Raw genomic sequence first — 24,689 nt, forward strand, 5'->3', positions numbered from 1 at the left:
GAGAGGGTGATTATTCTTACAGCAATTGCCCTCGGATATCAGAGTAGATCGTGCGCTGCGTCGCGGGCCTGCGCCGCCGTGGGCGCGGCGAGGGCCCGGCGCGCCATCTCGCGGCACGTATCCAGGTCGTGCCCGCGGAGCGCGGCCCGCACCGGCCCGATTTTGGAGGGGGCCATGCTTAGCGACGCCACCCCGAGCCCCACCAACACCAGAGCTGCAAGCGGGTCCCCGCCCGCCTCCCCGCACACCCCGACTGGCTTGCCGGCGGCCCAGCCACCCTCGGCGGCGGCGCGGATCATAGCGAGCACGGCGGGTTGCCACACGGACAGCAGCGGGACGAGCTCGCCCTGCATGCGGTCGGCGGCCATCGTGTACTGGGACAGGTCGTTCGTGCCGATGGAGGCGAAGTCCGCCGCACCCAGGAGCTGTTCGGTGGTCAAGGCAGCGGCCGGGGTCTCCACCATCACGCCGACCTGGGGCAGGCCGAAGGAGCGGGCGCGGCGCACAAACCACTCGGCCTCCTCCTGCGTGGCCACCATAGGGGCCATGACCCACAGGTCGCAGCCGTCGACCGCCTCGCGCGCCATGGAGAGGCGCAGCCCGCGGCGGCCAAGGGCGGGGTTGGGCTCCGCGCCGAGGTCGGCGAAGCGCAGCGGCTTGTCGGCGCCGGCGTCCAGGGTGCGCACCACCACGCGGCGGCGCCCGAACGCCTGAGCACGCCCGCATACATCTCCGCCTGCTCCGTCACGGTCGGCGCGCTCTCCCGGTCCACGAAGAGGAACTCGGTGCGGAGCAGGCCGCAGCCCTCCAGGTCCAGGCCGGACGCTGCGGCGGCGTCTGCGACGGTGCCGATGTTGGCCAGCAGCGTCACCCTGTGGTTGTGCTCCGCCGAGCCCGTGGAGCCCGCCAAAGCAGCCGCGCGGCGGCGCGACCGCTCGGCCAGGGCGGCGGTGTCAGTGTCGCTGGGGGTGATGATGACGTCGCCTGAGGTGCCGTCGATAGCTACAAAGCTCCCGGGTGCGACCCCGAGGATACCTTTGGCCTGCACCACGGCAGGGATGCCCAGCTGGGCGGCGAGGATCGCGGTGTGGGAGGTCGCGCCGCCGGCCTCGGTGACGATGCCGAGGACCCGGGCCGGGTCCAGGGTGGCGGTTTCCGCGGGGGCAAGGTCCGCGGCGACGAGGATCGAGGGGCGGTCGAGGGTGAACTGCTCCCCATTAGTTGGACTGAGAAAATCAGTTACCGACTAGTGGGGGGGGGTAGTTTTCATTGAGAGCTCGAAGTTCGCTGAGTGAGCATCAGCGCGAGCAGTTGGTTGAACTTTTTGAGCAAGGCATGGGCTTTAAGGCTGCTGCCACTGCTCTTGATGTCTCCAAATACGCCGTCCGTATGCTCTATCGTCGGTTTACGCTGCATGGCAGGCTATGTCTCGTGGAGAAACCGACTAAGCAGCAGTATTCGTTCGAAATCAAGAAGGAAGTTGTCCAACGCCACCTTGCTGGTGAGACAGCGATGGATCTCGCGCGTGAATTTGGCCTGTCATCAGAGCAGCTAGTCAGCCAGTGGTCGTGGAAATGGCGTAAAGGTGGCGATGACGCGTTAAAACCGAAGCCGAAAGGCAGGCCTAAAGGTTTGGCCGCGCCGAAGCTGCTCACGGAGGAGGACAAGCTGCGTCGCCAGATCGCACGGTTGGAAGCGGAAAACGCTTACTTAAAAAAATTGCGAGACTTGAGGAATCAGGGACGCGCCTGAAAGTCCAGGCGATTGTCATCCTCAAGTCACAGCATCGTCTGCAATACCTTTTGGATGCGGCAGGCATGCCGAGATCGACGTTCTTCTACCACCAGAAACGACTCAGCGAGCCGGACAAGCACGCTGCGCTCAAAGACGCGATCCGGGAAAGCTTCGAACGTAACAAGCATCGCTACGGCTACAGGCGAGTGCTACTTGACCTGCGCAACCAGGGGTGGGTGGTCAACCACAAGCTCGTCTACAAACTCATGTGCGAGTTGGGGCTTCGAGCCAAGGTCCGCCAGCGCAGGCCATATGTTTCCTACAACGGGACGATCAGCCACATTGCCGAGAACACACTTGACCGCAAGTTCACCCCAGATAAGCCAAACACCGTCTTTGTCAGCGACGTCACCGAGCTCAGGATCGCAGGCCGCAAAGTCTACCTGTCACCGGTGATGGATCTGTTCGACCGTTCAATCGTTGCCCACACCGTGGCTACATCACCGTCGACAGCCTTTACCGCCGATGCTTTAACTCAGACGATTAAAATGTGTGCGCCTGAGACTGGGTGGATGATGCACACCGATCAAGGTTTCCAGTACCAGCATTCGTCCTGGCGCAACCTCATTCATGACAACGGCGGTGTTCAGTCGATGTCGCGTAAAGCTAACTGCTACGACAACGCGGTCATGGAGAACTTCTTCGGCCACTTGAAAACCGAGATGTACCACGGAGAAGTCTTCGACACCGTCGCAGAGTTCAACCAGGCGATCGACGACTACATCCAGTGGTACAACACCGAACGCATCCAACAACGACTCAAGGGCCTGACCCCGATGCAATATCGAAATCAGACCCTTGAAGTCCTAACCACCTAGAGTTAAACCAGTCCAACTTTCGGGGGCCAGTTCACCCCCGCAGGTGGCTTCTCCCCTAGTGCTTCCAACGACGAGAAGCACTAGGGGAGTTTCCTTTAGTGTGTAGCTTCCAGCCGTTCTTTGAGGCTGGTGGCTAAGTCTAGAAGTTCGTCTGGGTTATCTGCGGGCCGTTGTTGGGACAGATTCCTCTGTGCTGCGCGTACGAACTTGGCGAGTGTGCCGGCGTCGCGGGCCAGTGGGGAAGTGGCAGGCAACTCCGCTTGTATTACCTGTAGGTGCTTGGCGGCACTGTTGGCGGCGTCTAGTGCGTACTTGTAGTCTCCAGTCTCCCCGTGCGCCCCAATAAACAACGCGCACAGGTGCGTGTCCTGGGCTTCATGAATAATGTCAGCCATTCCTTTACCCCCCTTAACCTCCGACCAACGACAACGCGTGCTAAACCCCGACATTATACATATTCTTTATGAATGGATTATGGCAAAAATACACCTAACGAAGAAAACACACCAAAAGACGCTTCTCCGAAAGAACAAGATGCACCAGATAGGAACCCCTCTATAGAGAGCCATACCGAACAGGAAAAAGAAGTCACCCAAAGCACAAGTTCTGCTTCGCCTGCCCGCTCCGAATGGCTCCGCGACATTGGAATACCATTCATTGCCTCCACAGTGGTGGGATCCATTTTTATGGTGACGCAGATTTGGGACTCTAACAATCAGGCAGACACAGCAGAGCGACTCGAAAATCTGCGATACGTTCGAGATCGGGCTCAAGTTGCGACGTCAGCTAACCTATCACCCCATTGTCTAACAGCTGACGGGACCATATTTACCCCTGGTACGCCCACTACGAAATCTTCCACAGATAAACCAGACCCTTCCATTCCTGAACTGCCTTTTAAAGACTTTGACCTAAAGGAACAAAATTTGAGTGGTCTTTGGCTTAATTGTGCAAACTTTAGTGGAGCAAACCTCGAAGGGGCAGACTTAAGCAACGCAGTTTTAATAGAGGCGAAGTTTGACGGCGCGAATCTAAGAAACGCGAATCTACAAGGTGCAATCCTTGAACTAGCACAATTAGGGGGTGCCGATTTGCGTGGTGCGGATCTAAGCAACGCGGACCTATCGGGAACTCCTACAGACCTTTCAATTCTTGAAACTGCAACTTTGCACGAGACCATTCTTCCAGAGGATAACTTGGCGTTGACTCCACAACAGAAACAACGCTTACAAGATTTAGGTGCGACTTTCACTAAGGAGGAAGACCCCGAACCATAGTATAAAAGTCCGATTAGGTACACCCTATTGTTACGTGTATTTATGCCGGTAAGTTACATGTAAAATAAGGTAAATTCTGCCATTGTTTTACACATGTATAGCGGGGTCTAGGCCGTATCTATACAGAAAGTGGTGATTGTGGTGTTGTCGTCCGATGGTTTCCATATTGAAAGTCATATTGATTCTGTGCCCGCGTTGGCGCGGGTAAAAGATCTGCATGGTGGGTTGTCGTCGGGGCAGCAGGCGTTGGGCAGGATTGTACAAGCCTTGCTTGCTGACGCCGATGGTCTCGACGGTGTCCAGCTTTATGCTCTCTCGGATGCAATCGAGTCGTATCGTGATGCGGTCATCGACCAGGAGAACGTGGCTTTTAAACCTTCGCGGGGTGAAGACTAATGCGTGGGCAGCGGGTGGGATATATCCGTGTTTCAACGGTAGAGCAGAATAATCAGCGCCAGAAAGAACTACTGTCCACGTCTGGAAGTATTGACCGATTCTTTGAGGACAAGATTTCCGGCCGCACTAAGACAGAGCGTCCTGGGCTTGGCGAGTGCATGGCCTATGTGCGCGACGGTGACGAACTCGTCGTCTCATCGATCGACCGCCTCGCCCGCTCACTAACCGATCTGCGCGGTATTGTCGACGAACTCACAGACAAAGGCGTGACCGTTACCTTCCTGCACGAGAACCTATCCTTCTCGAAGGACACTAGTGACCCACGCGCGGATCTTATGTTGGGTATTTTGGGTTCGTTTGCGGAGTTTGAGCGGGCCATTATCCGCGAACGCCAGGCGGAGGGGATTGCGTTGGCGAAAAAGGCCGGCAAGTACAAAGGCCGCAAACCCGCCCTAACCCCAGAGCAAGTAGTAGAGATTAAGCGGCGCGTACTGGCAGGGGAGTCAAAGGCAGCACTCGCGCGAGAGTTTGAGGTTACCCGTCCTACGGTGTATCGGGCGTTGAAAAACGCCTAAGTCCGCGCAGCATATCAGATGGGACTAAAAGATCCTGGCAGAAGGTCTTCTTCTCCTTAGCAGCGCGAGGCTATCTCGTAGAACCGACCAAGATAAAGACAGCAGATCCTAGACACACATAGTAAAAGGGTTTCGAGCATTCACATTGGAACATAATGTAAAAGACATGGTTTCAAAGAATTCGACTGTTTCCCGTGTCCTGTCCGGCATCCAACCCACCGCTGATTCCTATCACCTGGGTAATTACCTAGGAGCGCTCAAGCAGTGGATTGACCTGCAGGACAGCTATGATGCCTTCTATTTCATTCCGGACCTGCACGCGATTACCGTGGAGCAAAATCCCGAGGAGCTGCGCAACCGCACCATCGCGGGTGCCGCCCAACTCATTGCCCTAGGCATCGACCCGGAAAAGTCCACGCTCTTCGTACAGTCTCACGTGCCCGCTCACGCGGAGCTGACCTGGGTTTTGCAGTGCCTGACCGGCTTTGGTGAGGCCTCCCGCATGACCCAGTTCAAGGATAAGTCCGCCAAGCAGGGCTCGGACCGTACCTCGGTGGGCCTATTTACCTACCCAATCCTTATGGCCGCCGATATTTTGCTTTACTCGCCGGATTATGTGCCGGTGGGTGAGGATCAGCGCCAACACATGGAAATGACTCGTAACCTGGCCGAGCGCTTTAATAATAAGTACGGCGAGACCTTCAAGGTTCCGGAGCCGTTCATCCCAGAGGGTGCGGCAAAGATTTATGACCTGCAGGAGCCGACGTCCAAGATGTCCAAGTCTGGCGCCAACCCGAAGGGCTTGGTCAACCTGCTTGATGCGCCAAAGACTTCGGCCAAGCGCATCAAGTCCGCCGTGACGGATGATTTGGGCTCGGTGGCCTTCGACCGCGACAACCAGCCGGGTGTTTCCAACCTGTTGGTCATCCAGTCCGCGCTGACGGGGGAGTCCATCGATTCCTTGGTGGAGAAATACGCCGGCCAGGGCTATGGCCACCTCAAGGTGGATACCGCCGAGGCGCTGCAGGAATTTACCACTCCGCTCAAGGCGCGCTATGACGAGTTGATGGCGGACCGCGGCGAGCTCGAGCGCATCCTGGCCAAGGGGGCAGAGACTGCGCAGGAGATTGCACAGCCGCTTGTCGACGCCGTCTATAGCAAAGTGGGATTCTTTCGGTAGATTACCCACAAAGATCGATCCTGCTTGTTCTCAAGCACATTGGTGGGTAGGGCTTGCCCGCGTTAGTGCAATGCGGGCAAGACTAAAGTCTTGGCCCTGAAACCTGACGCTGATTCGTCAGAATTATCCATATAAACAGCCCAATACGTTTAATTGCGCTGTTTCCCTGGCTTGAGGAAGGTCCCCAAGGAAAACACTTCATTTATGCCTTACCCTGGATATTCCGCTCCGTACCGTTGGCTACGCATCACTGTATCCTTCGAGAAGAATCACAGCCGGAGCATGTATTTCGGCACCTTAGATCGTCTAATACGAGTCTTCTTATAACTGGTAATCCGTCATGACCTAATCAGCCCAGAGGAAGCGTAGACGATGGGGAGAGCCCTCGAGCTTTGGAATTGATAACCCCAGCGATAGCAAGCACTATAAACATAGCAGCGGCGGAGAGGAGTTGGCTGCGGGCGGTGGCGTCGGTAAGCATGAGCACCGCGATGGCCGCAAAGAGCGCGAGGGCGAACCAAGTCAGGTAGGGGAAGGCCCACATGCGGATGGGAAGGGGATGGAGTGCTTCGAGCTGACGGCGCAGGCGCAGCTGGCTGACGGCGATGAATACCCACACGATGAGCAGGGAGGCGCCGGCGGCATTGAGCATGAAGGTAAGAAGCCAACCTGTATCGGCGTAGTTGAGCACCACCATGACGGCCGAGAGTAGGACGGACAGGGCAATAGCGGTGGTGGGTACGCCGTCTTTATTGGTGGTGGTGAAGATGCGTGGAGCCTCGCCACGGGAGGCCAGCGAGTGCATCATGCGAGAGGAGGCGTAGATCTGCGAATTGAAAGCGGAAAGCAACGCAAGGACGATGACAACCTCCATGATGCCGGCCGCACCCGGGATGCCGGCGCGCTCGAGGACCATGGTGAAGGGCGATTCTGCGGCCGTGGAGGCACCTCCCAAGATGGAATAAGGCAGAAGGAACGTGATGACGAGAACGGAGCCCAAGTAGAACACGGAGATGCGCAAGATGGTGGAGCGCACGGCGTTGACCAGGGATTTTTCGGGGTCCTCGGATTCGGCAGAGGCGATGGCGACGACTTCGATGCCGCCGAAGGCGAAGGCTACGGCCAAAAGGCCGGCCGCGACGCCGCCGAGGCCATTGGGCATGAAGCCGTCCTCGAGGAAGACGGAGGTGCCGATGAAAGAATGGCCAGGCAGGAGGCCCAGGATGAGCAGCACGCCGATGATGAGGAAGGCCACGATGACGACGACCTTGATAAGCGCGAACCAATACTCGAATTCGCCGAAACTACGCACGCGCAGCAGGTTGATGACGCCGAAGAGGACCACGCAGATAGCTGCGGGGATCCACGGCGAGACGTCGAACCAGGAGCCAATGAATCCGGCCGCGCCGGTGATTTCGGCGCCGAGTACGGCGACGGTGGCTAGCCAATAAATCCAGCCCTGGGTAAAGCCCGCCCAGCGGCCGATGCCATGTTCGGCATATTCGGAAAAAGAGCCGGAGGCGGGGATAACGGTGCCCATCTCGCCCAGCATCTGCATCACCAAAATGGCCAGGAAGCCGGCGATGATATAGGCGAGGAGCACGGCGGGCCCAGCGGCGGAGATACCGACGCCGGTGCCGAGGAATAGCCCGGCACCGATGGTGGAGCCAAGCCCCATCATGGTTAGGTGGCGGACCTTCAGACCAGAACCGAGGGAGGAGGAGTTATCAGTCACTCCTCCATCATATTTTCCCCGATTGGTCTATAGGAATCGGGGGTATTAATTCTTGTGCAGCTCGTCGTTCAGCGCGACGGCCTCGGCCTTCCACTCCACGGCCTCAACCGCACCGGAGACGGAGTTGCGGCGCAGCAGCATGCCGGAGGCACCGGAGAGTTGGGAACCCTTGACGTTCTCGCCATTATCAACGCCCAGTGCTTCCGCGACCTTGCCAAAGACGGTGACCTTGGTGCCGGCGGTGACGTAGAGGCCGGCTTCGACCACGGCGTCGTCGCCAAGCGAAATGCCAATGCCGGAGTTGGCGCCGAGCAGGCAACGCTCGCCGATGGAGATGACCTCCTTGCCGCCGCCGGACAAGGTGCCCATGATGGACGCGCCGCCGCCGATATCGGAGCCATCGCCCACGACGACGCCCGCGGAGATGCGGCCCTCCACCATGGAGGCGCCCAAGGTGCCGGCGTTGAAGTTCACAAAGCCCTCATGCATGACGGTGGTTCCCTCAGCAAGGTGGGCGCCCAAGCGCACGCGGTCCGCGTCGCCAATGCGAACGCCAGACGGCACAACGTAGTCCACCATGCGCGGGAATTTATCAACGGAGTAGACAACGACCGGGCCGCGGGAGGCAAGGCGGCCGCGCACCATCTGGAAATCGGAGACGGCGCAGGGGCCATAGTTAGTCCAAACCACGTTATTGAGGTGGCCGAAGATGCCATCCATATTCAGGCCGTGCGGCTTGACCGCGCGGTGAGAAAGGAGGTGCAGGCGCAGGTAAGCATCGTAGGTATCGACGGGGGCGTCATCCAGATCTTTGATGGAGGTCTCGACGGCAACGCGGGCCACGCCGCGCTCCTCGTCCGGGCCTGCCAGCGCGGAGAACTGCTGAGGGACCTCCTCCAAGCGCTTGGTCTCGGTGGTCTCTACGGTCTTATCGGTATAAACGGCTGGGAACCAGACGTCCAAGACGGTGCCGTCATGGGTAATGGTTGCCAGGCCACGTGCGGATGCAGAAGTCATGCCCGCTAGCTTAGCAACTACCTCCGCGTCTCTGCGCGCTGGCCGGTGGGTAGTACGAAGGACAAGACGACGAGTATCGCAGCGAGGATGAGTACCGAGATGACCTGGTTGCGTGCATCTGGGTCAAAGAGCATGAGCAGGGTGAGCCCGCCCAGCGCCGCGGCCGTGACCCACGGCAGCCAGGGAAAGCCGGGCACACGCAGATCGGTCAACTCGCCATTGCCGCGCATTTGGGGATGCAGCTTGATAAAGGAAGCCACGATGAAGGACCAGATGACCAGCAGACACCCGCCCACTGCATTGAAGAGAAATGCTAGGAGCCCCGGAGGGTTCCAAAACTGCAGGCCTACCGAAGCGAAGGCGAAGACCATGGACAAAATGACCGCGTTGATGGGGGAGCCAGCGCGATTTTGCTTGAGGAAGAATCCTGGGGCGCAGTGATCCTTAGCCATGTCAAAGACCAAGCGGGAAGTGGCGTAGATCTGCGCGTTGAAGGCGGAGAGCAGCGCCAAGGCGATAATCGCTTCCATGAAACCGGACGCGAAGGGAATCTTGGCGGCCCCAAGCACGAGGGTGAAGGGGGAATCGGCGGCTACGTCGGCGTCCTGGATGGAGCTAAAGGGCAGCGCCATGGTGATAACCACGATGGAGCCGATGTAGAAGATCATGATGCGCACGATAATGGCGCGGACCGCGGTGGCCACGTTATGTGCTGGGTCCTCGGATTCGGCCGCCGCGATAGTAACCAATTCGATACCGCCGAAGGCAAAGGCCACGGCTAGCAATCCGGCGGCGAAGCCGGGCATGCCATTGGGCAGGAAATTAGCGGTGAAATTGGTCCCGGCCAAGGAGAGATCCATGCCGGGCAGGATGCTCAGCGCCATGAGCACGCCTATGGCAAGGAAGGCGACAATGACGCCGACCTTGATGATGGCGAACCAGAACTCAAACTCGCCAAATCCGCCCACGGCCGCGAAATTGACCACTGCGAAGAATGCCACGGCGATAAGTGCCGGAATCCACGGGTCGATATCGAACCAGCTGGAGATGATGGCGGCCGCCCCGGTGATTTCGGCGCCCATGACCATGATTAGCATGAACCAATAAATCCATCCCATGGTAAAGCGTGCCCAGTGTCCGAAGGCCTGACCGGCGTAGGTGGAAAATGACCCCAAAGAGGGGCGGGCGGCGGCCATCTCACCGAGCATCCACATCACTAGCGCAATGAGCGCGCCGGCCACGGCATAGGAAATGAGCACGGAGGTGCCGGAAATCTGGATGCCGAGGCCTACGCCGAGGAAGAGGCCGGCGCCCACGGCAGAGCCAAGGCCCGTCATCGTGAGATGACGGGATTTCAATTGAGCGGTTTCGGCCATTGTTATCACCTTAGGGAGGACGAAATATTTACAGTGAAGTGAACTTTACACAATGCGGGGAGCTACGCGGGGCGCTAGCATGGCGCTTTGTGACTTTAGATCTATATGCAGACCCCATCGAACTAACCAAGGCGCTCGTTGATATTCCGAGCCCCTCCCACCATGAGGAGGCCATCGCAGACGCCGTCGAAGAAGCGCTGCGCGGTTTGGACGTCGAGGTTGCCCGCTACGGCAATACCGTGTGCGCCCGCACGAACCGTGGGCTAGATTCCCGCGTGGTGCTCGCCGGACACATTGATACCGTTCCGTTGGCAGAAAATGTACCGCATCACATGGAAACCACTAAAGACGGGGTGGAGATTATGTGGGGCTGTGGCACCGTGGACATGAAGTCAGGCATGGCCATCTACCTTAATGCCTTTGCCCAGCTGCACGAGTCGGAGGAGCTGAAACATGATCTTACTGTCATCGCCTATGAGGGTGAAGAAGTAGCTACTGAATTTAATGGCTTGGGCCATCTGCAAAAGGACCACCCGGAGTGGCTCGAGGGGGACTTCGCGCTTCTGGGCGAGCCCTCCGGCGCCATGGTGGAGGCCGGTTGTCAGGGCTCCATCCGCCTGCGCGTGACCGCGCACGGCACCCGCGCGCACTCGGCCCGCGCCTGGCTCGGCTCCAATGCCGCGCACAAGCTCGCACCGATTATGAGCCGCATCGCCGCCTATGAGTCCCGCGACGTCACCATGGACGGCTGTACTTACCGCGAGGGCCTCAATATCGTTCACCTCGAGTCCGGCGTGGCCACAAATACGCTGCCGGATGAGGCTTGGATGTTTGTGAACTTCCGCTTCGCCCCGGACCGCACGAGCGAGGAGGCGCTGGAGTACATGAAATCCATCATCGGCGAGGAAGAAGATGTCACCATCGACATCGACGACATTGCCCCGGCCGCCCAGCCTGGGTTGGGCCAGCCTGCAGCCAAAGCTCTTATCGACGCCGTCGGGGGCAACGTCCGCGCCAAGTTTGGCTGGACCGACGTCGCCCGCTTCTCCGAAATGGGCACCCCGGCCGTGAACTTCGGCGCCGGTGACCCAGGGTTTGCGCATAAAAAGGACGAGCAGGTCCCCACCGCGCAGATTAGTGAAGTATCCACCGCCCTCCTGAAATACCTGAAGGGATAGACCATGACTCCTGAGCAGATGCGCACTCTGCGCGGCCCGATGCTGCTGCGCACCGAAGGCGAACAGGCCTCCACCTTTGACCAGCGGCTCTTGGAGTCCGGTGCAGACCACGAGTGGCAGCATGCCGATCCGTGGCGCGTGCTGCGCATCCAAGGCGAATTCGTCGCCGGCTTCGATGCGTTATCCAAGTTGCCGAAGGCCGTCACCGTCTTCGGCTCCGCACGCACCACGCCCGAGGACGCGAGCTACCAGCTGGGCGTCGAGGTCGGCCGCAAGCTGGCCGAGCACTCCTATGCCGTCATCACCGGTGGCGGCCCCGGCATCATGGAGGCAGCCAACCGTGGCGCCCACGAAGCCGGCGGGCTGTCCGTGGGCTTGGGCATCGAGCTTCCCCATGAGCAGGGCCTCAACGAGTACGTCGACCTGGGCCTGAATTTCCGCTACTTCTTCGCCCGCAAGACGATGTTCTTGAAGTACTCGCAGGCCTTCATTTGCCTACCTGGCGGCATGGGCACGATGGATGAGTTCTTCGAAGTCATGTGCATGGTGCAGACCGGCAAGGTGACCAATTACCCCATCGTGCTCATGGGCACCGAGTACTGGACCGGCCTTTTGGAATGGATGGACAAGACGCTAGCAGCGGGTGGATTTATCAACGAAAGCGACCGGGAGCTTTTCCTGCTTACCGACGACCCCGATGAAGCCGTCTCCCACATCATTAAGCGTCACGAGGTTATGAGCGATAAGCGCATCAGGGAGCCGCGTTGAGCCTCGCGCGTGTGATGGCGATTGTCAATCGCACCCCGGATTCTTTCTATGACAAGGGGGCAACCTTTGACCTCGACCCGGCGCTGCGCCGCTGCGATGAGGTGATCGCAGCCGGTGCTTCGATCGTCGATATTGGTGGCGTGAAGGCTGGCCCCGGCAAAGCTGTGGACGCGGCGGAGGAAATCGACCGCGTGGTGCCGACCATTGAGAAGGTGCATCAGCGCCACCCGGATGTCCTCATTTCCGTCGATACGTGGCGCAGCGAGGTGGCAGAGGCAGCCATTGCAGCCGGTGCCGGGCTCATAAATGACACCTGGGCGGGTTGGGATCCCGAGCTCATCGAGGTCGCCGGACACCACCGCGTGGGCTATGTCTGCTCTCACACCGGTGGTATCACCCCGCGCACCCGGCCGCACCGTGTCCATTTTGATGACGTGGTGGCCGATGTCATCGCGGAAACCACCCAGCTGGCCGAGCGCGCCGCCGCTCTCGGTTGCCCGGAGGACCTGACCTTCATCGATCCGACCCATGACTTTGGCAAGAACACCTTCCACGGTCTCGAGCTTTTGCGGCGCATAGACGAGGTCGTGGCCACCGGCTGGCCGGTGCTCATGGCGCTATCAAACAAAGATTTTGTGGGCGAGACGCTAGACCGCGGGGTAGGAGAGCGCGTTGCGGGTACCCTAGCCGCCACCGCGTGGTCCGCTGCCCGCGGAGTGGCCGCTTTCCGCGTCCACGAGGTAGCTGAGACCGCAGACGTCATTCGCATAACTGCTGCCATCCAAGGCGAGGCGGCACCATTGGCAACCACGCGAGGCCTAGCATGAGTGTCTCCGTTGTCATCCCGGCCCTCAACGAGGAAGACACTGTCGCGAACGTCGTGCGTGCCTGCCTTGCCGATAATCCGCTTGAGGTGCTGGTCATCGATGCCGATTCCACCGACGCCACCGCCTCTCGTGCTGCCGCAGCCGGGGCGGAGGTACGCAATTGGCGCGATATCCTGCCAGAAGAACCGCGCCCCGGCAAGGGCGAATCCCTCTGGCGCGGGGTCGCCGCGGCGAAGGGAGACATAGTCGTCTTCGTCGATGCGGATCTTGAATCCGCTGCGCCCGGCATGGTAGCTGCCCTAGCCGCTCCTTTTTCCGACCCCGCGGTAGAAATGGTCAAGGCCCGCTACCGCCGCAGCCTCAACGGACAGCCCACCGGCGGCGGCCGCGTCACCGAGCTGACAGCCAAACCGCTCATTAAGCAATTTTTCCCAGAGCTCGCTCATATCGACCAGCCGCTCGGAGGCGAATACTCTCTGCGCCGCGCCACCGCCGTCGAGCTGCCCTTTGTAGAAGGCTACGGGGTGGAAGCGGGGCTATTGGTGGACGTCGGCAAGCGGGGCACAATAGCACAGGTGGACTTGGGAACTCGGGTGCACCGCAACCGGCCGCTACATGAACTCGCGCCGATGGCCGAGGTAGTCGCGCGCACACTGCTCTCCCGCGCCGGGGTTACTGCGCCCGTTGCTCAACGCCCGCCGCTAAAAGGTAAGGTTTAAGCCATGCTGTCTTGGATTATGCTCCTCCTCGTCCTTTTCTCCCTGACCGTCATCGGGACCTGGGTATGGGGGTCGATTTTTGGCCGCGGCGAGGTTATGCACCCGCTCGATGAGCCGGAGAAGGTGCGCGAAAATAACCGCGCCGCTGCCCGCGAAGGGCGCCTTGACCAGGTGAAATTCGAGGTTGTGCCCCGCGGGTACCGCCAGGACCAAGTAGATGATCTCCTCGCACAACTAGAAGAGCAACTATCTTCCGCGCCGAAAAGGTCTAAGCTGGAAGGAAAAGAAGTTAACTAAAGGAGACTCACTATGGCAGCAATGAAGCCGCGCACCACGGGCGGAGAAATGGAAGCAGTAGAGGAGTCCCGCAAAATTGTCATGCGCATCCCCTCCGATGGCGGCGGGCGCATCGTCATCGAGCTGAGCAAGGACGAGGCCGCCGAGCTTGGTTCTCTGTTGACCGAGGTTTCTAGCTAGTCTAGATACATGCTTTCTCATATCGTCGACATTCTGGCTGATCCCAATGATGGCACCGCGCTTTCTGGTGCCGATGATTTCTCTCGCTTGGTCTCGGAATCCGGCCACTCTTTTGATGTGGCCAAGCAGGGCTACGTCACCCTCGCGGCCGGCGCCGGACTCAAGCACAAGGGCGATGACATGGACATGGTCAACGCCCGCGAGACCTATTTGGCCATGGGGCACTTCGCGCCCTTCGTGGAGGCCGTGACTGGGGCAGTCCAAGGTGCGCTGGATTCCGCATCGTTGGCCGAATCTACGCCCGCCTCTCTGCTTGAGGTGGGCGCTGGTACGGGCTACTACTTGGCCCACACCCTCGACTCCATCGCTGAGGCCCGCGGCGTCGGGCTCGATATTTCCCCGCACGCCGCGAAGCACTTGGCTAAGTGCCACCCGCGCGTCGGTGCCGTCGTGGCCGATGTGTGGGAGCGCCTGCCCATTCGTGATGAGTCCGTCGACGCTATTTCCGTCGTCTTCGCCCCACGCAATCCGGCCGAATTCCAGCGCGTGCTCGTCCCAGGCGGCCAGGTCATCGTCTTGACCCCTGATGCCGGCCACTTGGACGAGCTGCGGGAGCCTTTGGGCATCCTCGGCGTGGAAGACGGCAAGGTGGAGCGCATGTACGAGCAGGCCGAGGGATACCTCGAGCAGGCGGCCGATCCGGTGGATATTTCGTTCCCCATTGAGCTCGATAAGGCCTCCGTTGCCGCGCAGGTTGGGATGAGCCCGTCCGCGCGTCACATTAGCGCCGGGGAACTCGCCGAGCGCATGGCCGCTCTTCCTCCGACACTTACGGTTACCGCCCGCGCTCGACTGGACCGCCTCCGCGCAGTTTAGCCCCGGCCCTTCTGCCTCATCCCCGCCCTTCGCGCTCACCAGCAGCGCGTGGGGCGGTTCTTTTCGTTGCTCCGGTGAGCGCGAGGGCTGGTTCCTCGCCCTTGCCGCTCACCAGCACACGCTTTCCGACGCCCCAGCGTCTCCCCGTGAGCGCGAAGGGCGCGCGGCGTGACATCGCCCCGTACCGCGGGTGGCGCGGGTGCCGCGGGTCCGGAAACGCACAACCCCGCCCTTGCCGCTCACCGGGAGCGGCGGAACCGCGGTGGGCGGCCGTGCCGGTGAGCGCGAAGGGCGGGGTGGAGAACCGAGCGGGGCGTCGGGTGATGTTTAGAGCTTGGAGCCGGAGCGCTGCCAGTCCTGCTCGATGACGGCATCGCCGGAGGTTTCGACGCGCAGCCCAGAGCAACCGCCCTCGAAGTAGACGCGGGAGGCCATGGCGATGAGGCCACCATCGACGAATACCTCGACGGTGGAACCGTCTTGGATAATGGTGAGGGTGTCGGAGTCACCCTCGGCAAGCGTGGCGGTGGCGGGCTCAGAATCGGCAAAGCAATGATTGAAAGCCTTGTTCATTGAGCGATCGAGGCTGATGTCATCGCCGGAGTGGCGGATGGTGGCGGCGGGGTCACCGGCGCCGTCGAGAAGCGTGACGGTGACGCAGGAACCGGAAGGCACCTCCATGACGCCGGTCCACGAGCGGGCGTAATCGGAAAGCTTGACGGCATCGGGCAAGCCCCGGGCGGGGGCTTGGTAGAGGACGCCGCCCTCGAGGGTGACTCGGCGGGGTAAGGAAAGGGCATTGGCCCAGCCTTCGGCTTCCCACGAGGCGTGCTTGGTGGCGTCATCGCCGCGGCCGTTGCCGTTGAGGAGGCCAACGATAACGGCGCGCTCATAGCGCTGCTCGGGGGTGAGCGTGCCGGTGGTGGTGTTGGTACTGCGTGGGCGGGAGAAATCGTGGCCGAAGTCTACGCGGCGGAAGCCGGAGACCACGGTAAAGGTGGTGCCCTCCAGCCGGCCGACGAGGTAGCCGGAGACGTCGCGGCCGCCACGCTCCAAGGTGACAAAGAGGACGTCGTAGACATTGCCGTCAACCTCATCGCGCAGTCGGACTAGGCGCGGGGAGACGACCGGCGGAATGGGCGAGGTAGCGGGGACCTCGCCCTCTAGGAAGCCAGGGTCGCCGTCGAACTTGAGGCTGCCGCGCAGGCGCCAAGACACGCCGTCGGCGGATTCGAGGATGACGGGAACCGGGGCGTCGGAGTGGCCGGTGAGAGCCAACATGAGCCAACCGTCGTGGCCGTCATCGCGGTCCTCTGAGGCCCAGTCGGGCACCACGGAGGGGGAGCGGAAATGATCGAAGTTGCGGGTATTGCCCACGACTTCGCCAAAACGAACGACATTGGGGTCGAGCGCCTGTGGGTCATCGGAGACCTCGCAGATCTCGTCCACGTTGGCGTAGCGGGCGAGGTGAACGGCGATTCCGGCGGCGGTCACGGAGGTGAAGTAGAGATGGATATCGTCTGGGCCTTGGGCTACGGAACCTGCGCGCAGGGAGAGCTCGCCGCCGACGGGGGCGAGGGCATCGTCACAGTCCAACCAGTCAAAGGGAGACTCTTCGGAGTAGGTGTGTCCCCAGCGCGCCGGGGAGTCCGCGGTGGGGCGGTACTGGTAGAACAGATGCCAAGTATCGCCATCGCGCAGGATTCCGGCGGGGGCGTCGAGGACGCCGTCTTCAGGGACAAAATGCAGTTCGGGGCGGTGGGTTGTCACGGCTATCCTTCCTTAAATCAGACTGCGGTAAATATCGACGGTCTGGGCGGCAATCGTAGCCCAAGAAAAATCACGAATGGCACGCTCGCGGCCGGCGCGCCCAAATTCGGCAGCGCGCTTTTTATCGGCGGCGACGTCATTGACTGCAGCGGCGAGGTCGGCCTCGAAGGCTGCGGTATCGGTGGCGTCGTAATGCACTAGCACGCCGGTCTCACCATCGACTACTACCTCGGGAATGCCGCCCACGTTGGAGGCAACAACGGCCGTGCCACAGGCCATTGCTTCCAAGTTCACGATGCCCAGCGGTTCGTAGATGGACGGGCAGACAAAAACATCGGCACCGGTGTAAATCTGCTGGACCTCGTTGCGCGGGAGCATATCCTTGACCCAGAAAATGCCATCGCGCTGGGCGCGCAACTCATCGACCAGTGCCTCGGTCTCGGCCGCGATTTCGGGCGTATCAGGGGCGCCGGCACACAAGACCAGCTGGATGTCTGGATCGAATTTCTGCGCCGCCTGCAGCAGGTGCTTTACGCCCTTTTGCCGGGTGATGCGTCCGACGAAGGCAGCGATGGGGCGCTGCTTATCGACGCCCAGCTTGTCCAAAACATCGCCCTCTCGCGGCTGCCATAGCTCGGTGTCGATGCCGTTGAGGACGACGTGGACCTTGGAGGCATCGATGCGCGGATAGGCATCGAGGATGGAGTCCTTCATACCGGCAGAGACGGCGATTACGGCATCGGCATATTCCATGGCGTTCTTTTCGGACCATGAGGAGATGTCATAGCCGCCGCCAAGCTGCTCGCGCTTCCAAGGGCGGTGCGGCTCGAGAGAGTGGGCGGTGACCACATGCGGAATATCATAAAGCCGGGCGGAGAGGTGGCCAGCAAGGCCCGTATACCACGTGTGGGAGTGGGCGATGTCGATATCGGAGGCGGCATCGGCCATGCGCAGCCCAGTGGACAAGGTCTGCAGCGCGCCGTTGGCACCCTCGAGTGCGGGATCTACGCCGTGGACAAAGACGTCTTTTTCTTCGCGCGGGGAGCCCATGCAGTGCACGGAGACATCGATGATATCGCGCATGAAACGGGTGAGCTCAGCTACGTGAACTCCGGCTCCGCCGTATATTTCCGGCGGGTATTCTTTGGAAAAGATTCCGGCTCTCATGCCCACCCAGAATACGTATCTCTGCTGTCATGTGCAGAATTCCGATATGGGGGTAAAAATGTGCAAAGTTCTGCTGCGGAATGTGGGATTTGCGGATAGGTTTGAAAACGTGAGAAGCCTGCCGAATGTCCTAGCCATTGTCCTCGCCGGCGGTGAGGGAAAGCGCCTTTTCCCCCTGACCGAAGACCGCGCCAAGCCCGCCGTACCCTTCGGTGGTTCCTACCGCCTCGTTGATTTCGTTTTGTCCAATCTGGTCAATGCCGGTTATCTCAAGATTGCGGTGCTGACCCAGTACAAGTCCCATTCTCTGGACCGCCACATTTCCCAGGCGTGGAACTTGGCGGGGCCGACCCCGCAGTATATTGCCTCGGTGCCCGCCCAGCAGCGCCGCGGCAAGCGCTGGTACAACGGCTCGGCAGATGCAATTGTGCAGTCGCTGAACCTCATCTATGACGAGAATCCGGATTATGTCATCGTCTTTGGTGCAGACCACGTATACCGCATGGATCCGGCACAGATGGTAGAAGAGCATATCGCCACCGGATTGGATTGTTCGGTGGCAGGTATTCGCGTACCGCGCTCGGAAGCGACGGCCTTTGGCTGCATCCAAGCCGATGGCATGGGCACGATTACGCAATTCGTGGAAAAGCCCGCGGACCCGCCGGCTACTCCGGATGATCCGAATATGAGCTATGCCTCGATGGGCAATTATGTCTTTACAGCGCAGGCGCTTATCGACGCCCTTTTGGAGGACGAAAAGAACGAGGACTCCGCCCACGATATGGGCGGTGATATTATCCCGTACTTTGTGGAGCGGGGACAGGCGCATGTGTACGATTTCATGGCCAATGAAGTGCCAGGGGCTACTGAGCGTGACCACGGCTACTGGCGCGACGTCGGCACCATCGATTCCTTCTACGAGGCGCACATGGACATGATTTCGGTGCACCCGATTTTCAACCTTTATAACCAGAATTGGCCGATCCACTCGACGGATGATTCCAATTTCCCACCGGCCAAGTTCGTGCAAAACGGCATCGCGCAGTCGTCGATGGTGGCCCCAGGCTGCATCGTCTCTGGCGGCACTGTGCGCAATTCAGTGCTGGCGTCCGATGTCCATGTGGCCGACGGAGCTACGGTCGAAGGATCAGTGATCCTGCCTGGCGTGCGTATCGGGCGCGGTGCAGTGGTGCGCCGCGCGATCCTAGATAAGAACGTCGTCGTTAGTGATGGCGCGATTATCGGAGTGGACCGCGAGCGTGATGAAGAGCGCTTTAAGGTTTCTGACGGCGGCGTGGTCGTCGTCGGCAAAAACCAAAAGGTCTAGAGCTTCGTCACGAGGGTGAGCCCGGAACCCAGCGGCAAGCGGGTTACGCTCGCCCCCTCGAGCTCGCGCAGGTACTCGTCTGCTTCGCGGGCGGCGGCGGTGTCGCGGTCGGTCCGGGAGGCGTCGGCAAGCGTGCCATCGAGCAAAGAATTAGCCAAGACTAGGGTGCCGCGCTGGTGCAGCAGTGGCCACGCGGCCTTGATGATGGCACGTAACTCGAGCGCGGCGACGTCGGCGTAGATGACCTGATAAGCATCGTTGGCGAGGCGACCCATGACCTCGAGCGGGCGCGATGGCAAAAAACGGCCGCGGGATGGCGCATAGCCGGCCTCGCGGAATGCGGTCTTGGCGCTGCGCTGGTGCTCCGCCTCGGGGTCGATGCAGGTCAAAATGCCGTTATCGGGCATGCCGGCGAGCACATAGAGGCCCGCTACATTGGCGGCCGGGGTAATGGCCACAGCTTGGGGACGCTCGGTGGAACCAGTGGAGGCGGCCGTCAGGGTGGTGAGCAGCTGGCCGGTGGATTCATCCGGGACTGGCAAGCCGTACTCTGCGGCGTGGTCGCGTGCGCCACTTAGGGCCGGGGATGCTTCGCTGGTGGTCTCGATATAAGAACGCAGTGCTTCGTATGCGGTATTAGTCACGTAATAAACCATAGGGAAAAGTGTCCGCCAATGTGGCAAAAACGCGCTTAGCCAGCAAGGTTGTGGTCGGTGGGGATAATGTGACGGGTTCACAGGATATTATCAGCACTATGGCTGGAGTTTCTGTGCTGAGTGTAGAAAGATGACATGCATGACAAAGATGAAGCGCGATGCCGAATCCCTTCAACCTGCAATCTCTGAGGCAGAGTTGACCGGTACCGCAGCATTCGATGCTGGCACGGGCGACATGCCCGCTTGGGGTGACCTCGTGGCCGAGCACGCCGATGGGGTCTACCGCTTGGCTTATCGCCTGTCTGGCAATCAGCATGACGCCGAGGACCTCACCCAGGAAACCTTCATGCGCGTCTTCCGCTCCTTGGACAAGTATCAAGCCGGAACGTTTGAAGGCTGGTTGCACCGTATTACCACTAACCTCTTTTTGGATATGGTGCGTCACCGTTCCAAGATCCGCATGGAGGCCCTGCCAGAGGATTATGAACGCGTTCCTGGTACGGATATGACCCCGGAGCAGGCTTATTCCGTGGCTAACCTGGATCCAGCTTTGCAGTCCGCGCTCGACGGGCTGGCTCCCGATTTCCGCGTGGCCGTGGTCCTGTGCGATGTCGTTGGGATGAGCTATGACGAGATTGCAGAGACCCTTGGTGTCAAGATGGGTACGGTGCGCTCGCGCATCCACCGCGGCCGTTCCCAGTTACGCGCGGCGCTAGAAAAAGAGGCGCAAACCAATGCGGAAACGCGCATGCTGCTGCGTACGCGCTAAACTTTAGAGAAACTGCATAGTCCCCGCTGCCGGCGGGGACTTTCCGCGTCAATGAAGGCCGAGCAACTAGTGGAGGAGGGATCGATGGACTCGCTGCGGGGACGCCGAACCTTGTCCACGCTGAGCGTGCACGGCGGATTTGATGCCGCCCAAGCCAAGGCTCGCGATAGGGCGAAGGCCAAGGCGCGGCGTAGCGATACCATCGGGCATTTGGGCCCAGAGGCGGTTGTTGCCTTTGTGGACGGTGAGATGGAGCCAAAATTTATGCACCGTGTGCGCATTCACCTGGTGCACTGCGCTGAATGCCGCGCGGATGTGCATCAGCAGCGTCGTGCCTCGGAATGGGTGCGCCACTGTGCGGAGTCCGCAACGGTCAAGGCGCCGCAGTCCTTGCTCGCGAAGCTCGCAGGCATTGCCTCGGAGGAGGTAACCCCGGGGCCCGATGCAGCAACGCCAGCGCACCGGCCCCAGCAGGACTTCTTGGACAAGGTGGAGATGGTGGTTCGCGCAATCAAGCACAATCAGCGCGGCTAAGAGCGAGGGACTAGTATTTAAGCGTGTTTTCTTCCATTGGTTGGCCCGAGATTTTCGTCATTGTGCTCTTGGGCATCATAGTCATCGGCCCAGAACGCATGCCTGAGGTGATTAAGGACGTGCGCGCAGCCATCTATGCGGCGCGGAAGGCCATCAATAATGCCAAGGCGGAGCTCAATGGGGAGATGGGCTCTATTAGCTCGGAATTTGATGATATCCGTGGCCCGCTTACCCAAGCCGCGCAGTGGACGCGTCTGGGGCCGAAGGGCGCAATCACCAAGGCGCTTTTTGACGGCGACGAATCCGCCTGGGATGACTTCAATCCCCAGAAGATGGCAGAAGATATTAAGAGCAATACCGCTCCCAAGGAGCCGGAACAGCAGAAACCGCAACAGCGCCCAAGCTTCGACTATTCCCAGGTTTATGCCGAGCAGCCGCAGCAGCCACAGCCACAGCCGCAGCAGCGCGCCGCAGCTTCGCAACCGCAATCGACGGAGCAGCCCGCGACCGAAAAGAAACCGCCGCGCGGTGGGGAAGAATCCACCGGCGGCGGCATGTGGGAAGATGTAACCTAGGGGCTAGTTCACGCCCAAGTTCAGGTTTTTGCCCACTAGGGAATCGGAGCGGATGGCCAGTTTATCGGCCACCGCCTGGATCTGTTGGGCGGCGGGGGACTCGGGGGCGTCTATAACGATCGGCGTGCCGGCATCGCCACCGCTGCGTAGGGTGGGATCCAGAGGCACCGAAGCCAGCAGTGGAACCTCATGGCCAAGAATGACGCCGAGGCGATCGGCCACAATCTGTCCGCCGCCGGTACCAAAGACATCCATGGTGGAACCATCCGGCATGACCATAGCGCCCATATTCTCAATCACACCGGCCACGCGCTGGCGCGTCTGCTGGGAGATGGACCCGGCACGCTCTGCCACCTCGGCAGCTGCGGCTTGCGGGGTGGTAACGATGAGCAACTCCGCATTAGGAATGAGCTGGGCCACGGATAGGGCGATATCGCCAGTGCCTGGAGGCAGATCCAGCAGGAGAACGTCTAGGTCACCCCAGAAAACGTCGGCCAAGAACTGCTGCAATGCACGGTGGAGCATAGGTCCGCGCCAGACCACAGGGGCGTTGCCTTCGACGAATTGCCCGATGGAGATGTGCTTAATGCCATGGGAAATCGGGGGCAAAAGCATCTCATCATCGAGAACGGTCGGGCCATCGGTGCAGCCCAGCAGATTAGGAACAGAGTGGCCGTAAATATCGGCATCGACGATGCCGACTTTAAGCCCCTTGTGCACCAGCGCTGCGGCGAGATTTACCGTCATCGAGGACTTGCCGACGCCGCCCTTGCCAGAAGCCACCGCAAAGACTCGCGTGGTGGATTCTGGCTTGGCAAACGGGATTTCCGGCTCAGCTTGGCCGCCACGGAGCTTCTTTTTCAACTCTCGTCGCTGCTCATCACTCATGGCTTCCATCGTCACGGTGACGTTTCCTACGCCCTCAATATCCTCTACTGCTGCGCGAGTATTGGACTCGATGGTGGACTTCATGGGGCAGCCGGCGATGGTGAGGTAAATTTCTACGGCTACATCGTTTCCGGTGACAGAAACTGATTTCACCATGTTGAGCTCGGTGATGGGGCGCCCGATTTCGGGATCTTCAACGCGGGAAAGTGCCTCGCGTACGGCGGATTCAGTAATAACGCTAGACATAACCCTTGCCATCTTAGTCGGGCCGCAACAGGAGGTAAACACGCCCTCGGTGTAGAATCATCTAGACGCTCGAGCGCCGCCTAACTGAAGGAGAATAGTATCGCCATGCGCAGCTGTGCCCGCCCTGCCCACGCCATTGCTGGCGTGGTGCTCTCTGCCATGCTGCTTACCGGCTGCTCCTCCCAGTTTGATGGAGATCCTTATGCGGATAATGCTAAGCGTGCGCCCGTTGGCATCATGGTAGATGCTGGTGAGACCGACCAAGTAGTGCTGGCGGAGATCTTTCGCCAAGAGCTGATCAGTCAGGGGCGTGAGGCCTCCCTTGTTAGGGAGGATATTTTCCAAGAGTCTAAGTCCGGTCGCTATTTGAACCCTAATGGTAATTTTTATGTCGGCTGCACGGGGGCTTTTCTCAGCGTTCTCAATCCCGGTGAGGCGCGGGAAGTCTCCAAGGACTACAGAAAAGCTCAGCACTCCTCCCAACCAGGCGGTGAGGACTACCTAGCGCGTACTCACATCGCTTTAATGTCTGCACTTCCAGGCGACCTAGCCGCGGTGGAACCATCCAGCGCCACTGGCTGTGAGGACGCGGAGCCAAAGCTCCCCGAGAATTTTGTGGCGCTCTACCAGGATGATCTCTTGGACCGCGAGGAACGCCAATCTATAGCTTCATTGACGAAGTTCATCACGCGAAAAGACATCTCTGAATTGGCGCAAGAAGCAGAGCAAAAAGGCGACGTGGCAAAAGTGGTTCGCACGTGGCTGCACGGCTCCGGCACGAAAATGCTCGATGAGGAAGGCGACTCAGATTCTTCCGGTGGGTCTGATCTCACCGGAGGCTCCAAATAGTTTTTCTTTGGCGGGTAGGCGGAAGTTTCCAGGCGTCGACAACTCGGAAACCACCAAGTCAAGTAAAACCAACGGGCCCGACAGCTCGTGGTTATCTGAACGGCGCCCAAAGCCTTCAAGCTTGACGTAGATGCCAATTCCCGAACAATTCAGCAGGTCCGATCAACGGTGCTGTTGCGAACGCGGTCGGCCATAGCACAGCAATACCCTCACTCCCTCCCTTCGCGCTCACCGGCAGCGCACCTTTCTCGCAGCGGTCACTCCCCGTGAGCGCGAAAGGAGTGAAGTGTGGGCTAAGAACGTGAGAGGCAAGGAGAGTCGAGTCAGAAGAAAGCTCTAGTTGAGAAGCGAGCCGAGTCCGTAGTTCCTGAGGAACGGGCGGATTTTAGTGGTCGTGGAAACACTTCCTATGTTTCGGTTGAGTTTATCAGTGCGGCCATTTTCTCGGCTGGTGTTTGAAAGCCCAGGGTTTTGCGGGGACGGCGGTTGAGTTGCATGGCGACGAATTCTAGGTCCGCTGCACTATGGAGGCTTAGGTCTGTTCCTTTAGGGAAGTACTGCCGTAGTAGTCCATTGGTGTTTTCATTGGTGCCTCGCTGCCACGGCGAACCAGGATCGCAGAAAAACACGGGACAGTTTGTAGCTACAGAAAAGGCCTTATGGCAGGCCATTTCACTTCCCTGATCCCAGGTAAGTGATCCTTTGAGATGATCTGGCAAGGTAGCAATCGCTTTAGTAAGTGCTGCATTTACTTCGGTAGCACTATGCCCATTAGGTAAATGCAGCAAGATGACATAGCGCGTGGTTCGCTCTACTAGCGTTCCAATTGCGGACTTATTACCCGCGCCTAGAATGAGGTCGCCTTCCCAATGACCTGGTACTGCCCGGTCGTCTA

The 24,689-nt window shown here is 59.8% G+C and carries 25 protein-coding genes and 2 pseudogenes; 17 read left to right on the plus strand and 10 right to left on the minus strand.

What is annotated here, in order from left to right:
- Window positions 1–38 precede the first annotated feature (38 nt).
- Window positions 39–1,186 (minus strand): annotated as a pseudogene (locus tag MHK04_RS06405) (putative PEP-binding protein).
- A gap of 129 nt (window positions 1,187–1,315) precedes the next feature.
- Between MHK04_RS06405 and MHK04_RS06410 the strand changes: the two are divergent.
- Window positions 1,316–2,612: pseudogene (locus MHK04_RS06410) on the plus strand (IS3 family transposase).
- Window positions 2,613–2,707: 95 nt separating this feature from the next.
- Here MHK04_RS06410 and MHK04_RS06415 read toward each other — a convergent pair.
- Window positions 2,708–3,007: a hypothetical protein gene (locus MHK04_RS06415; RefSeq protein WP_239208122.1), complete on the minus strand. Its 300-nt coding sequence runs from the start codon at window positions 3,005–3,007 to the stop codon at window positions 2,708–2,710.
- A gap of 72 nt (window positions 3,008–3,079) precedes the next feature.
- Here MHK04_RS06415 and MHK04_RS06420 point away from each other — a divergent pair, with 72 nt between their 5' ends.
- The 4 genes from MHK04_RS06420 (at window position 3,080) to trpS (ending at window position 6,040) form a co-directional block, all read left to right on the plus strand.
- Window positions 3,080–3,889, plus strand: coding sequence for a pentapeptide repeat-containing protein (locus tag MHK04_RS06420; protein WP_239208121.1), 810 nt, complete (start codon window positions 3,080–3,082; stop codon window positions 3,887–3,889).
- Window positions 3,890–4,021: 132 nt separating this feature from the next.
- Window positions 4,022–4,285 (plus strand): hypothetical protein, encoded by a 264-nt coding sequence (locus tag MHK04_RS06425; protein WP_239208120.1) that lies wholly within the window; start codon window positions 4,022–4,024, stop codon window positions 4,283–4,285.
- Window positions 4,285–4,860, plus strand: a complete 576-nt coding sequence (locus MHK04_RS06430; protein ID WP_239208119.1) for a recombinase family protein — start codon at window positions 4,285–4,287, stop codon at window positions 4,858–4,860. The genes MHK04_RS06425 and MHK04_RS06430 overlap by 1 nt, the downstream gene beginning before the upstream one ends.
- Before the next feature lie 166 nt (window positions 4,861–5,026).
- Window positions 5,027–6,040, plus strand: a complete 1,014-nt coding sequence (gene trpS, locus MHK04_RS06435) for a tryptophan--tRNA ligase (protein ID WP_239208118.1) — start codon at window positions 5,027–5,029, stop codon at window positions 6,038–6,040.
- 349 nt (window positions 6,041–6,389) lie between these two features.
- Here the strand turns inward: trpS and MHK04_RS06440 are convergent, their stop codons facing one another.
- The 3 genes from MHK04_RS06440 to MHK04_RS06450 form a co-directional block, all read right to left on the minus strand.
- Window positions 6,390–7,721 (minus strand): amino acid permease, encoded by a 1,332-nt coding sequence (locus MHK04_RS06440; RefSeq protein WP_239227024.1) that lies wholly within the window; start codon window positions 7,719–7,721, stop codon window positions 6,390–6,392.
- Between the two features lie 99 nt (window positions 7,722–7,820).
- Entirely contained in the window at window positions 7,821–8,792 is a 972-nt protein-coding gene (dapD, locus tag MHK04_RS06445) for a 2,3,4,5-tetrahydropyridine-2,6-dicarboxylate N-succinyltransferase (protein ID WP_239208047.1), read from the minus strand.
- A 17-nt stretch (window positions 8,793–8,809) separates the two neighbouring features.
- Window positions 8,810–10,168: an amino acid permease gene (locus MHK04_RS06450; RefSeq protein ID WP_239208048.1), complete on the minus strand. Its 1,359-nt coding sequence runs from the start codon at window positions 10,166–10,168 to the stop codon at window positions 8,810–8,812.
- 89 nt (window positions 10,169–10,257) lie between these two features.
- Between MHK04_RS06450 and dapE the strand changes: the two genes are divergently transcribed.
- From dapE to MHK04_RS06485, 7 genes are read left to right on the plus strand one after another with little or no spacing between them, the layout of a single operon-like run.
- Entirely contained in the window at window positions 10,258–11,346 is a 1,089-nt protein-coding gene (dapE, locus tag MHK04_RS06455; RefSeq protein WP_239208049.1) for a succinyl-diaminopimelate desuccinylase, read from the plus strand.
- 3 nt (window positions 11,347–11,349) lie between these two features.
- The gene (locus MHK04_RS06460) at window positions 11,350–12,114 is read left to right on the plus strand and encodes an LOG family protein (protein WP_023021839.1); all 765 of its coding nucleotides are present in this window, start codon (window positions 11,350–11,352) and stop codon (window positions 12,112–12,114) included.
- 14 nt (window positions 12,115–12,128) lie between these two features.
- A complete protein-coding gene (folP, locus tag MHK04_RS06465; protein WP_239208059.1) occupies window positions 12,129–12,941 on the plus strand; it encodes a dihydropteroate synthase in 813 nt (270 codons plus the stop codon).
- A complete protein-coding gene (locus MHK04_RS06470; RefSeq protein WP_239208050.1) occupies window positions 12,938–13,660 on the plus strand; it encodes a glucosyl-3-phosphoglycerate synthase in 723 nt (240 codons plus the stop codon). The genes folP and MHK04_RS06470 overlap by 4 nt, the downstream gene beginning before the upstream one ends.
- Before the next feature lie 3 nt (window positions 13,661–13,663).
- On the plus strand, window positions 13,664–13,957 hold the full coding sequence (locus MHK04_RS06475; RefSeq protein WP_023021836.1) for a DivIVA domain-containing protein: 294 nt from the start codon (window positions 13,664–13,666) through the stop codon (window positions 13,955–13,957).
- Window positions 13,958–13,969: 12 nt separating this feature from the next.
- The gene (locus tag MHK04_RS06480; protein ID WP_005323535.1) at window positions 13,970–14,137 is read left to right on the plus strand and encodes a DUF3117 domain-containing protein; all 168 of its coding nucleotides are present in this window, start codon (window positions 13,970–13,972) and stop codon (window positions 14,135–14,137) included.
- A 9-nt stretch (window positions 14,138–14,146) separates the two neighbouring features.
- The gene (locus tag MHK04_RS06485) at window positions 14,147–15,013 is read left to right on the plus strand and encodes a methyltransferase domain-containing protein (RefSeq protein WP_200287770.1); all 867 of its coding nucleotides are present in this window, start codon (window positions 14,147–14,149) and stop codon (window positions 15,011–15,013) included.
- Window positions 15,014–15,340: 327 nt separating this feature from the next.
- Here the strand turns inward: MHK04_RS06485 and MHK04_RS06490 are convergent, their stop codons facing one another.
- Entirely contained in the window at window positions 15,341–16,783 is a 1,443-nt protein-coding gene (locus MHK04_RS06490; RefSeq protein ID WP_200287768.1) for a GH32 C-terminal domain-containing protein, read from the minus strand.
- Between the two features lie 12 nt (window positions 16,784–16,795).
- Entirely contained in the window at window positions 16,796–17,950 is a 1,155-nt protein-coding gene (glgA, locus tag MHK04_RS06495; protein WP_200287766.1) for a glycogen synthase, read from the minus strand.
- 109 nt (window positions 17,951–18,059) lie between these two features.
- On the opposite strand from glgA, the gene glgC reads away from it, so the two are divergent.
- Window positions 18,060–19,277 carry a glucose-1-phosphate adenylyltransferase gene (glgC, locus tag MHK04_RS06500; protein WP_086588169.1) on the plus strand — a complete coding sequence of 406 codons (1,218 nt, stop codon included), beginning with the start codon at window positions 18,060–18,062 and terminating at the stop codon, window positions 19,275–19,277.
- On the opposite strand, the gene MHK04_RS06505 is transcribed toward glgC, so the two are convergent.
- Complete coding sequence (locus tag MHK04_RS06505) at window positions 19,274–19,921, minus strand: O-methyltransferase (RefSeq protein ID WP_239208051.1); 648 nt, start codon at window positions 19,919–19,921, stop codon at window positions 19,274–19,276. The genes glgC and MHK04_RS06505 overlap by 4 nt on opposite strands.
- A 151-nt stretch (window positions 19,922–20,072) precedes the next feature.
- On the opposite strand from MHK04_RS06505, the gene sigE reads away from it, so the two are divergent.
- The 3 genes from sigE (at window position 20,073) to MHK04_RS06520 (ending at window position 21,811) form a co-directional block, all read left to right on the plus strand.
- Window positions 20,073–20,702: an RNA polymerase sigma factor SigE gene (sigE, locus tag MHK04_RS06510; RefSeq protein ID WP_239208052.1), complete on the plus strand. Its 630-nt coding sequence runs from the start codon at window positions 20,073–20,075 to the stop codon at window positions 20,700–20,702.
- A gap of 84 nt (window positions 20,703–20,786) precedes the next feature.
- Complete coding sequence (locus tag MHK04_RS06515; RefSeq protein WP_239206839.1) at window positions 20,787–21,236, plus strand: anti-sigma factor family protein; 450 nt, start codon at window positions 20,787–20,789, stop codon at window positions 21,234–21,236.
- 23 nt (window positions 21,237–21,259) lie between these two features.
- Window positions 21,260–21,811 (plus strand): twin-arginine translocase TatA/TatE family subunit, encoded by a 552-nt coding sequence (locus MHK04_RS06520; RefSeq protein ID WP_239208053.1) that lies wholly within the window; start codon window positions 21,260–21,262, stop codon window positions 21,809–21,811.
- A gap of 3 nt (window positions 21,812–21,814) precedes the next feature.
- Here MHK04_RS06520 and MHK04_RS06525 read toward each other — a convergent pair whose 3' ends face one another.
- Complete coding sequence (locus tag MHK04_RS06525) at window positions 21,815–22,945, minus strand: Mrp/NBP35 family ATP-binding protein (RefSeq protein WP_023021827.1); 1,131 nt, start codon at window positions 22,943–22,945, stop codon at window positions 21,815–21,817.
- A 105-nt stretch (window positions 22,946–23,050) separates the two neighbouring features.
- On the opposite strand from MHK04_RS06525, the gene MHK04_RS06530 reads away from it, so the two are divergent.
- Window positions 23,051–23,794: a hypothetical protein gene (locus MHK04_RS06530; RefSeq protein WP_239206841.1), complete on the plus strand. Its 744-nt coding sequence runs from the start codon at window positions 23,051–23,053 to the stop codon at window positions 23,792–23,794.
- Between the two features lie 407 nt (window positions 23,795–24,201).
- Here MHK04_RS06530 and MHK04_RS06535 read toward each other — a convergent pair.
- Window positions 24,202–24,689: IS30 family transposase (locus tag MHK04_RS06535; RefSeq protein WP_239227022.1), on the minus strand; the 488-nt coding region annotated here is incomplete at its 5' end.

This window comes from Corynebacterium nasorum, from assembly GCF_022345765.1.
GTDB classification, from domain to species: Bacteria; Actinomycetota; Actinomycetes; order Mycobacteriales; family Mycobacteriaceae; genus Corynebacterium; species Corynebacterium kefirresidentii.

Bases quoted from the DNA above. Each gene is read 5' to 3' on its own strand.
- glgA (WP_200287766.1), bottom strand. From the start codon at position 17,950: ATGAGAGCCGGAATCTTTTCCAAAGAATACCCGCCGGAAATATACGGC.
- MHK04_RS06525 (WP_023021827.1), bottom strand. From the start codon at position 22,945: ATGTCTAGCGTTATTACTGAATCCGCCGTACGCGAGGCACTTTCCCGC.
- MHK04_RS06415 (WP_239208122.1), bottom strand. From the start codon at position 3,007: ATGGCTGACATTATTCATGAAGCCCAGGACACGCACCTGTGCGCGTTG.
- trpS (WP_239208118.1), top strand. From the start codon at position 5,027: ATGGTTTCAAAGAATTCGACTGTTTCCCGTGTCCTGTCCGGCATCCAA.
- MHK04_RS06480 (WP_005323535.1), top strand. From the start codon at position 13,970: ATGGCAGCAATGAAGCCGCGCACCACGGGCGGAGAAATGGAAGCAGTA.
- sigE (WP_239208052.1), top strand. From the start codon at position 20,073: ATGACAAAGATGAAGCGCGATGCCGAATCCCTTCAACCTGCAATCTCT.
- folP (WP_239208059.1), top strand. From the start codon at position 12,129: ATGGCGATTGTCAATCGCACCCCGGATTCTTTCTATGACAAGGGGGCA.
- MHK04_RS06475 (WP_023021836.1), top strand. From the start codon at position 13,664: ATGCTGTCTTGGATTATGCTCCTCCTCGTCCTTTTCTCCCTGACCGTC.
- MHK04_RS06485 (WP_200287770.1), top strand. From the start codon at position 14,147: ATGCTTTCTCATATCGTCGACATTCTGGCTGATCCCAATGATGGCACC.
- MHK04_RS06440 (WP_239227024.1), bottom strand. From the start codon at position 7,721: ATGATGGGGCTTGGCTCCACCATCGGTGCCGGGCTATTCCTCGGCACC.
- MHK04_RS06470 (WP_239208050.1), top strand. From the start codon at position 12,938: ATGAGTGTCTCCGTTGTCATCCCGGCCCTCAACGAGGAAGACACTGTC.
- dapD (WP_239208047.1), bottom strand. From the start codon at position 8,792: ATGACTTCTGCATCCGCACGTGGCCTGGCAACCATTACCCATGACGGC.
- MHK04_RS06430 (WP_239208119.1), top strand. From the start codon at position 4,285: ATGCGTGGGCAGCGGGTGGGATATATCCGTGTTTCAACGGTAGAGCAG.
- MHK04_RS06460 (WP_023021839.1), top strand. From the start codon at position 11,350: ATGACTCCTGAGCAGATGCGCACTCTGCGCGGCCCGATGCTGCTGCGC.
- MHK04_RS06515 (WP_239206839.1), top strand. From the start codon at position 20,787: ATGGACTCGCTGCGGGGACGCCGAACCTTGTCCACGCTGAGCGTGCAC.
- MHK04_RS06420 (WP_239208121.1), top strand. From the start codon at position 3,080: ATGGATTATGGCAAAAATACACCTAACGAAGAAAACACACCAAAAGAC.
- MHK04_RS06530 (WP_239206841.1), top strand. From the start codon at position 23,051: ATGCGCAGCTGTGCCCGCCCTGCCCACGCCATTGCTGGCGTGGTGCTC.
- MHK04_RS06450 (WP_239208048.1), bottom strand. From the start codon at position 10,168: ATGGCCGAAACCGCTCAATTGAAATCCCGTCATCTCACGATGACGGGC.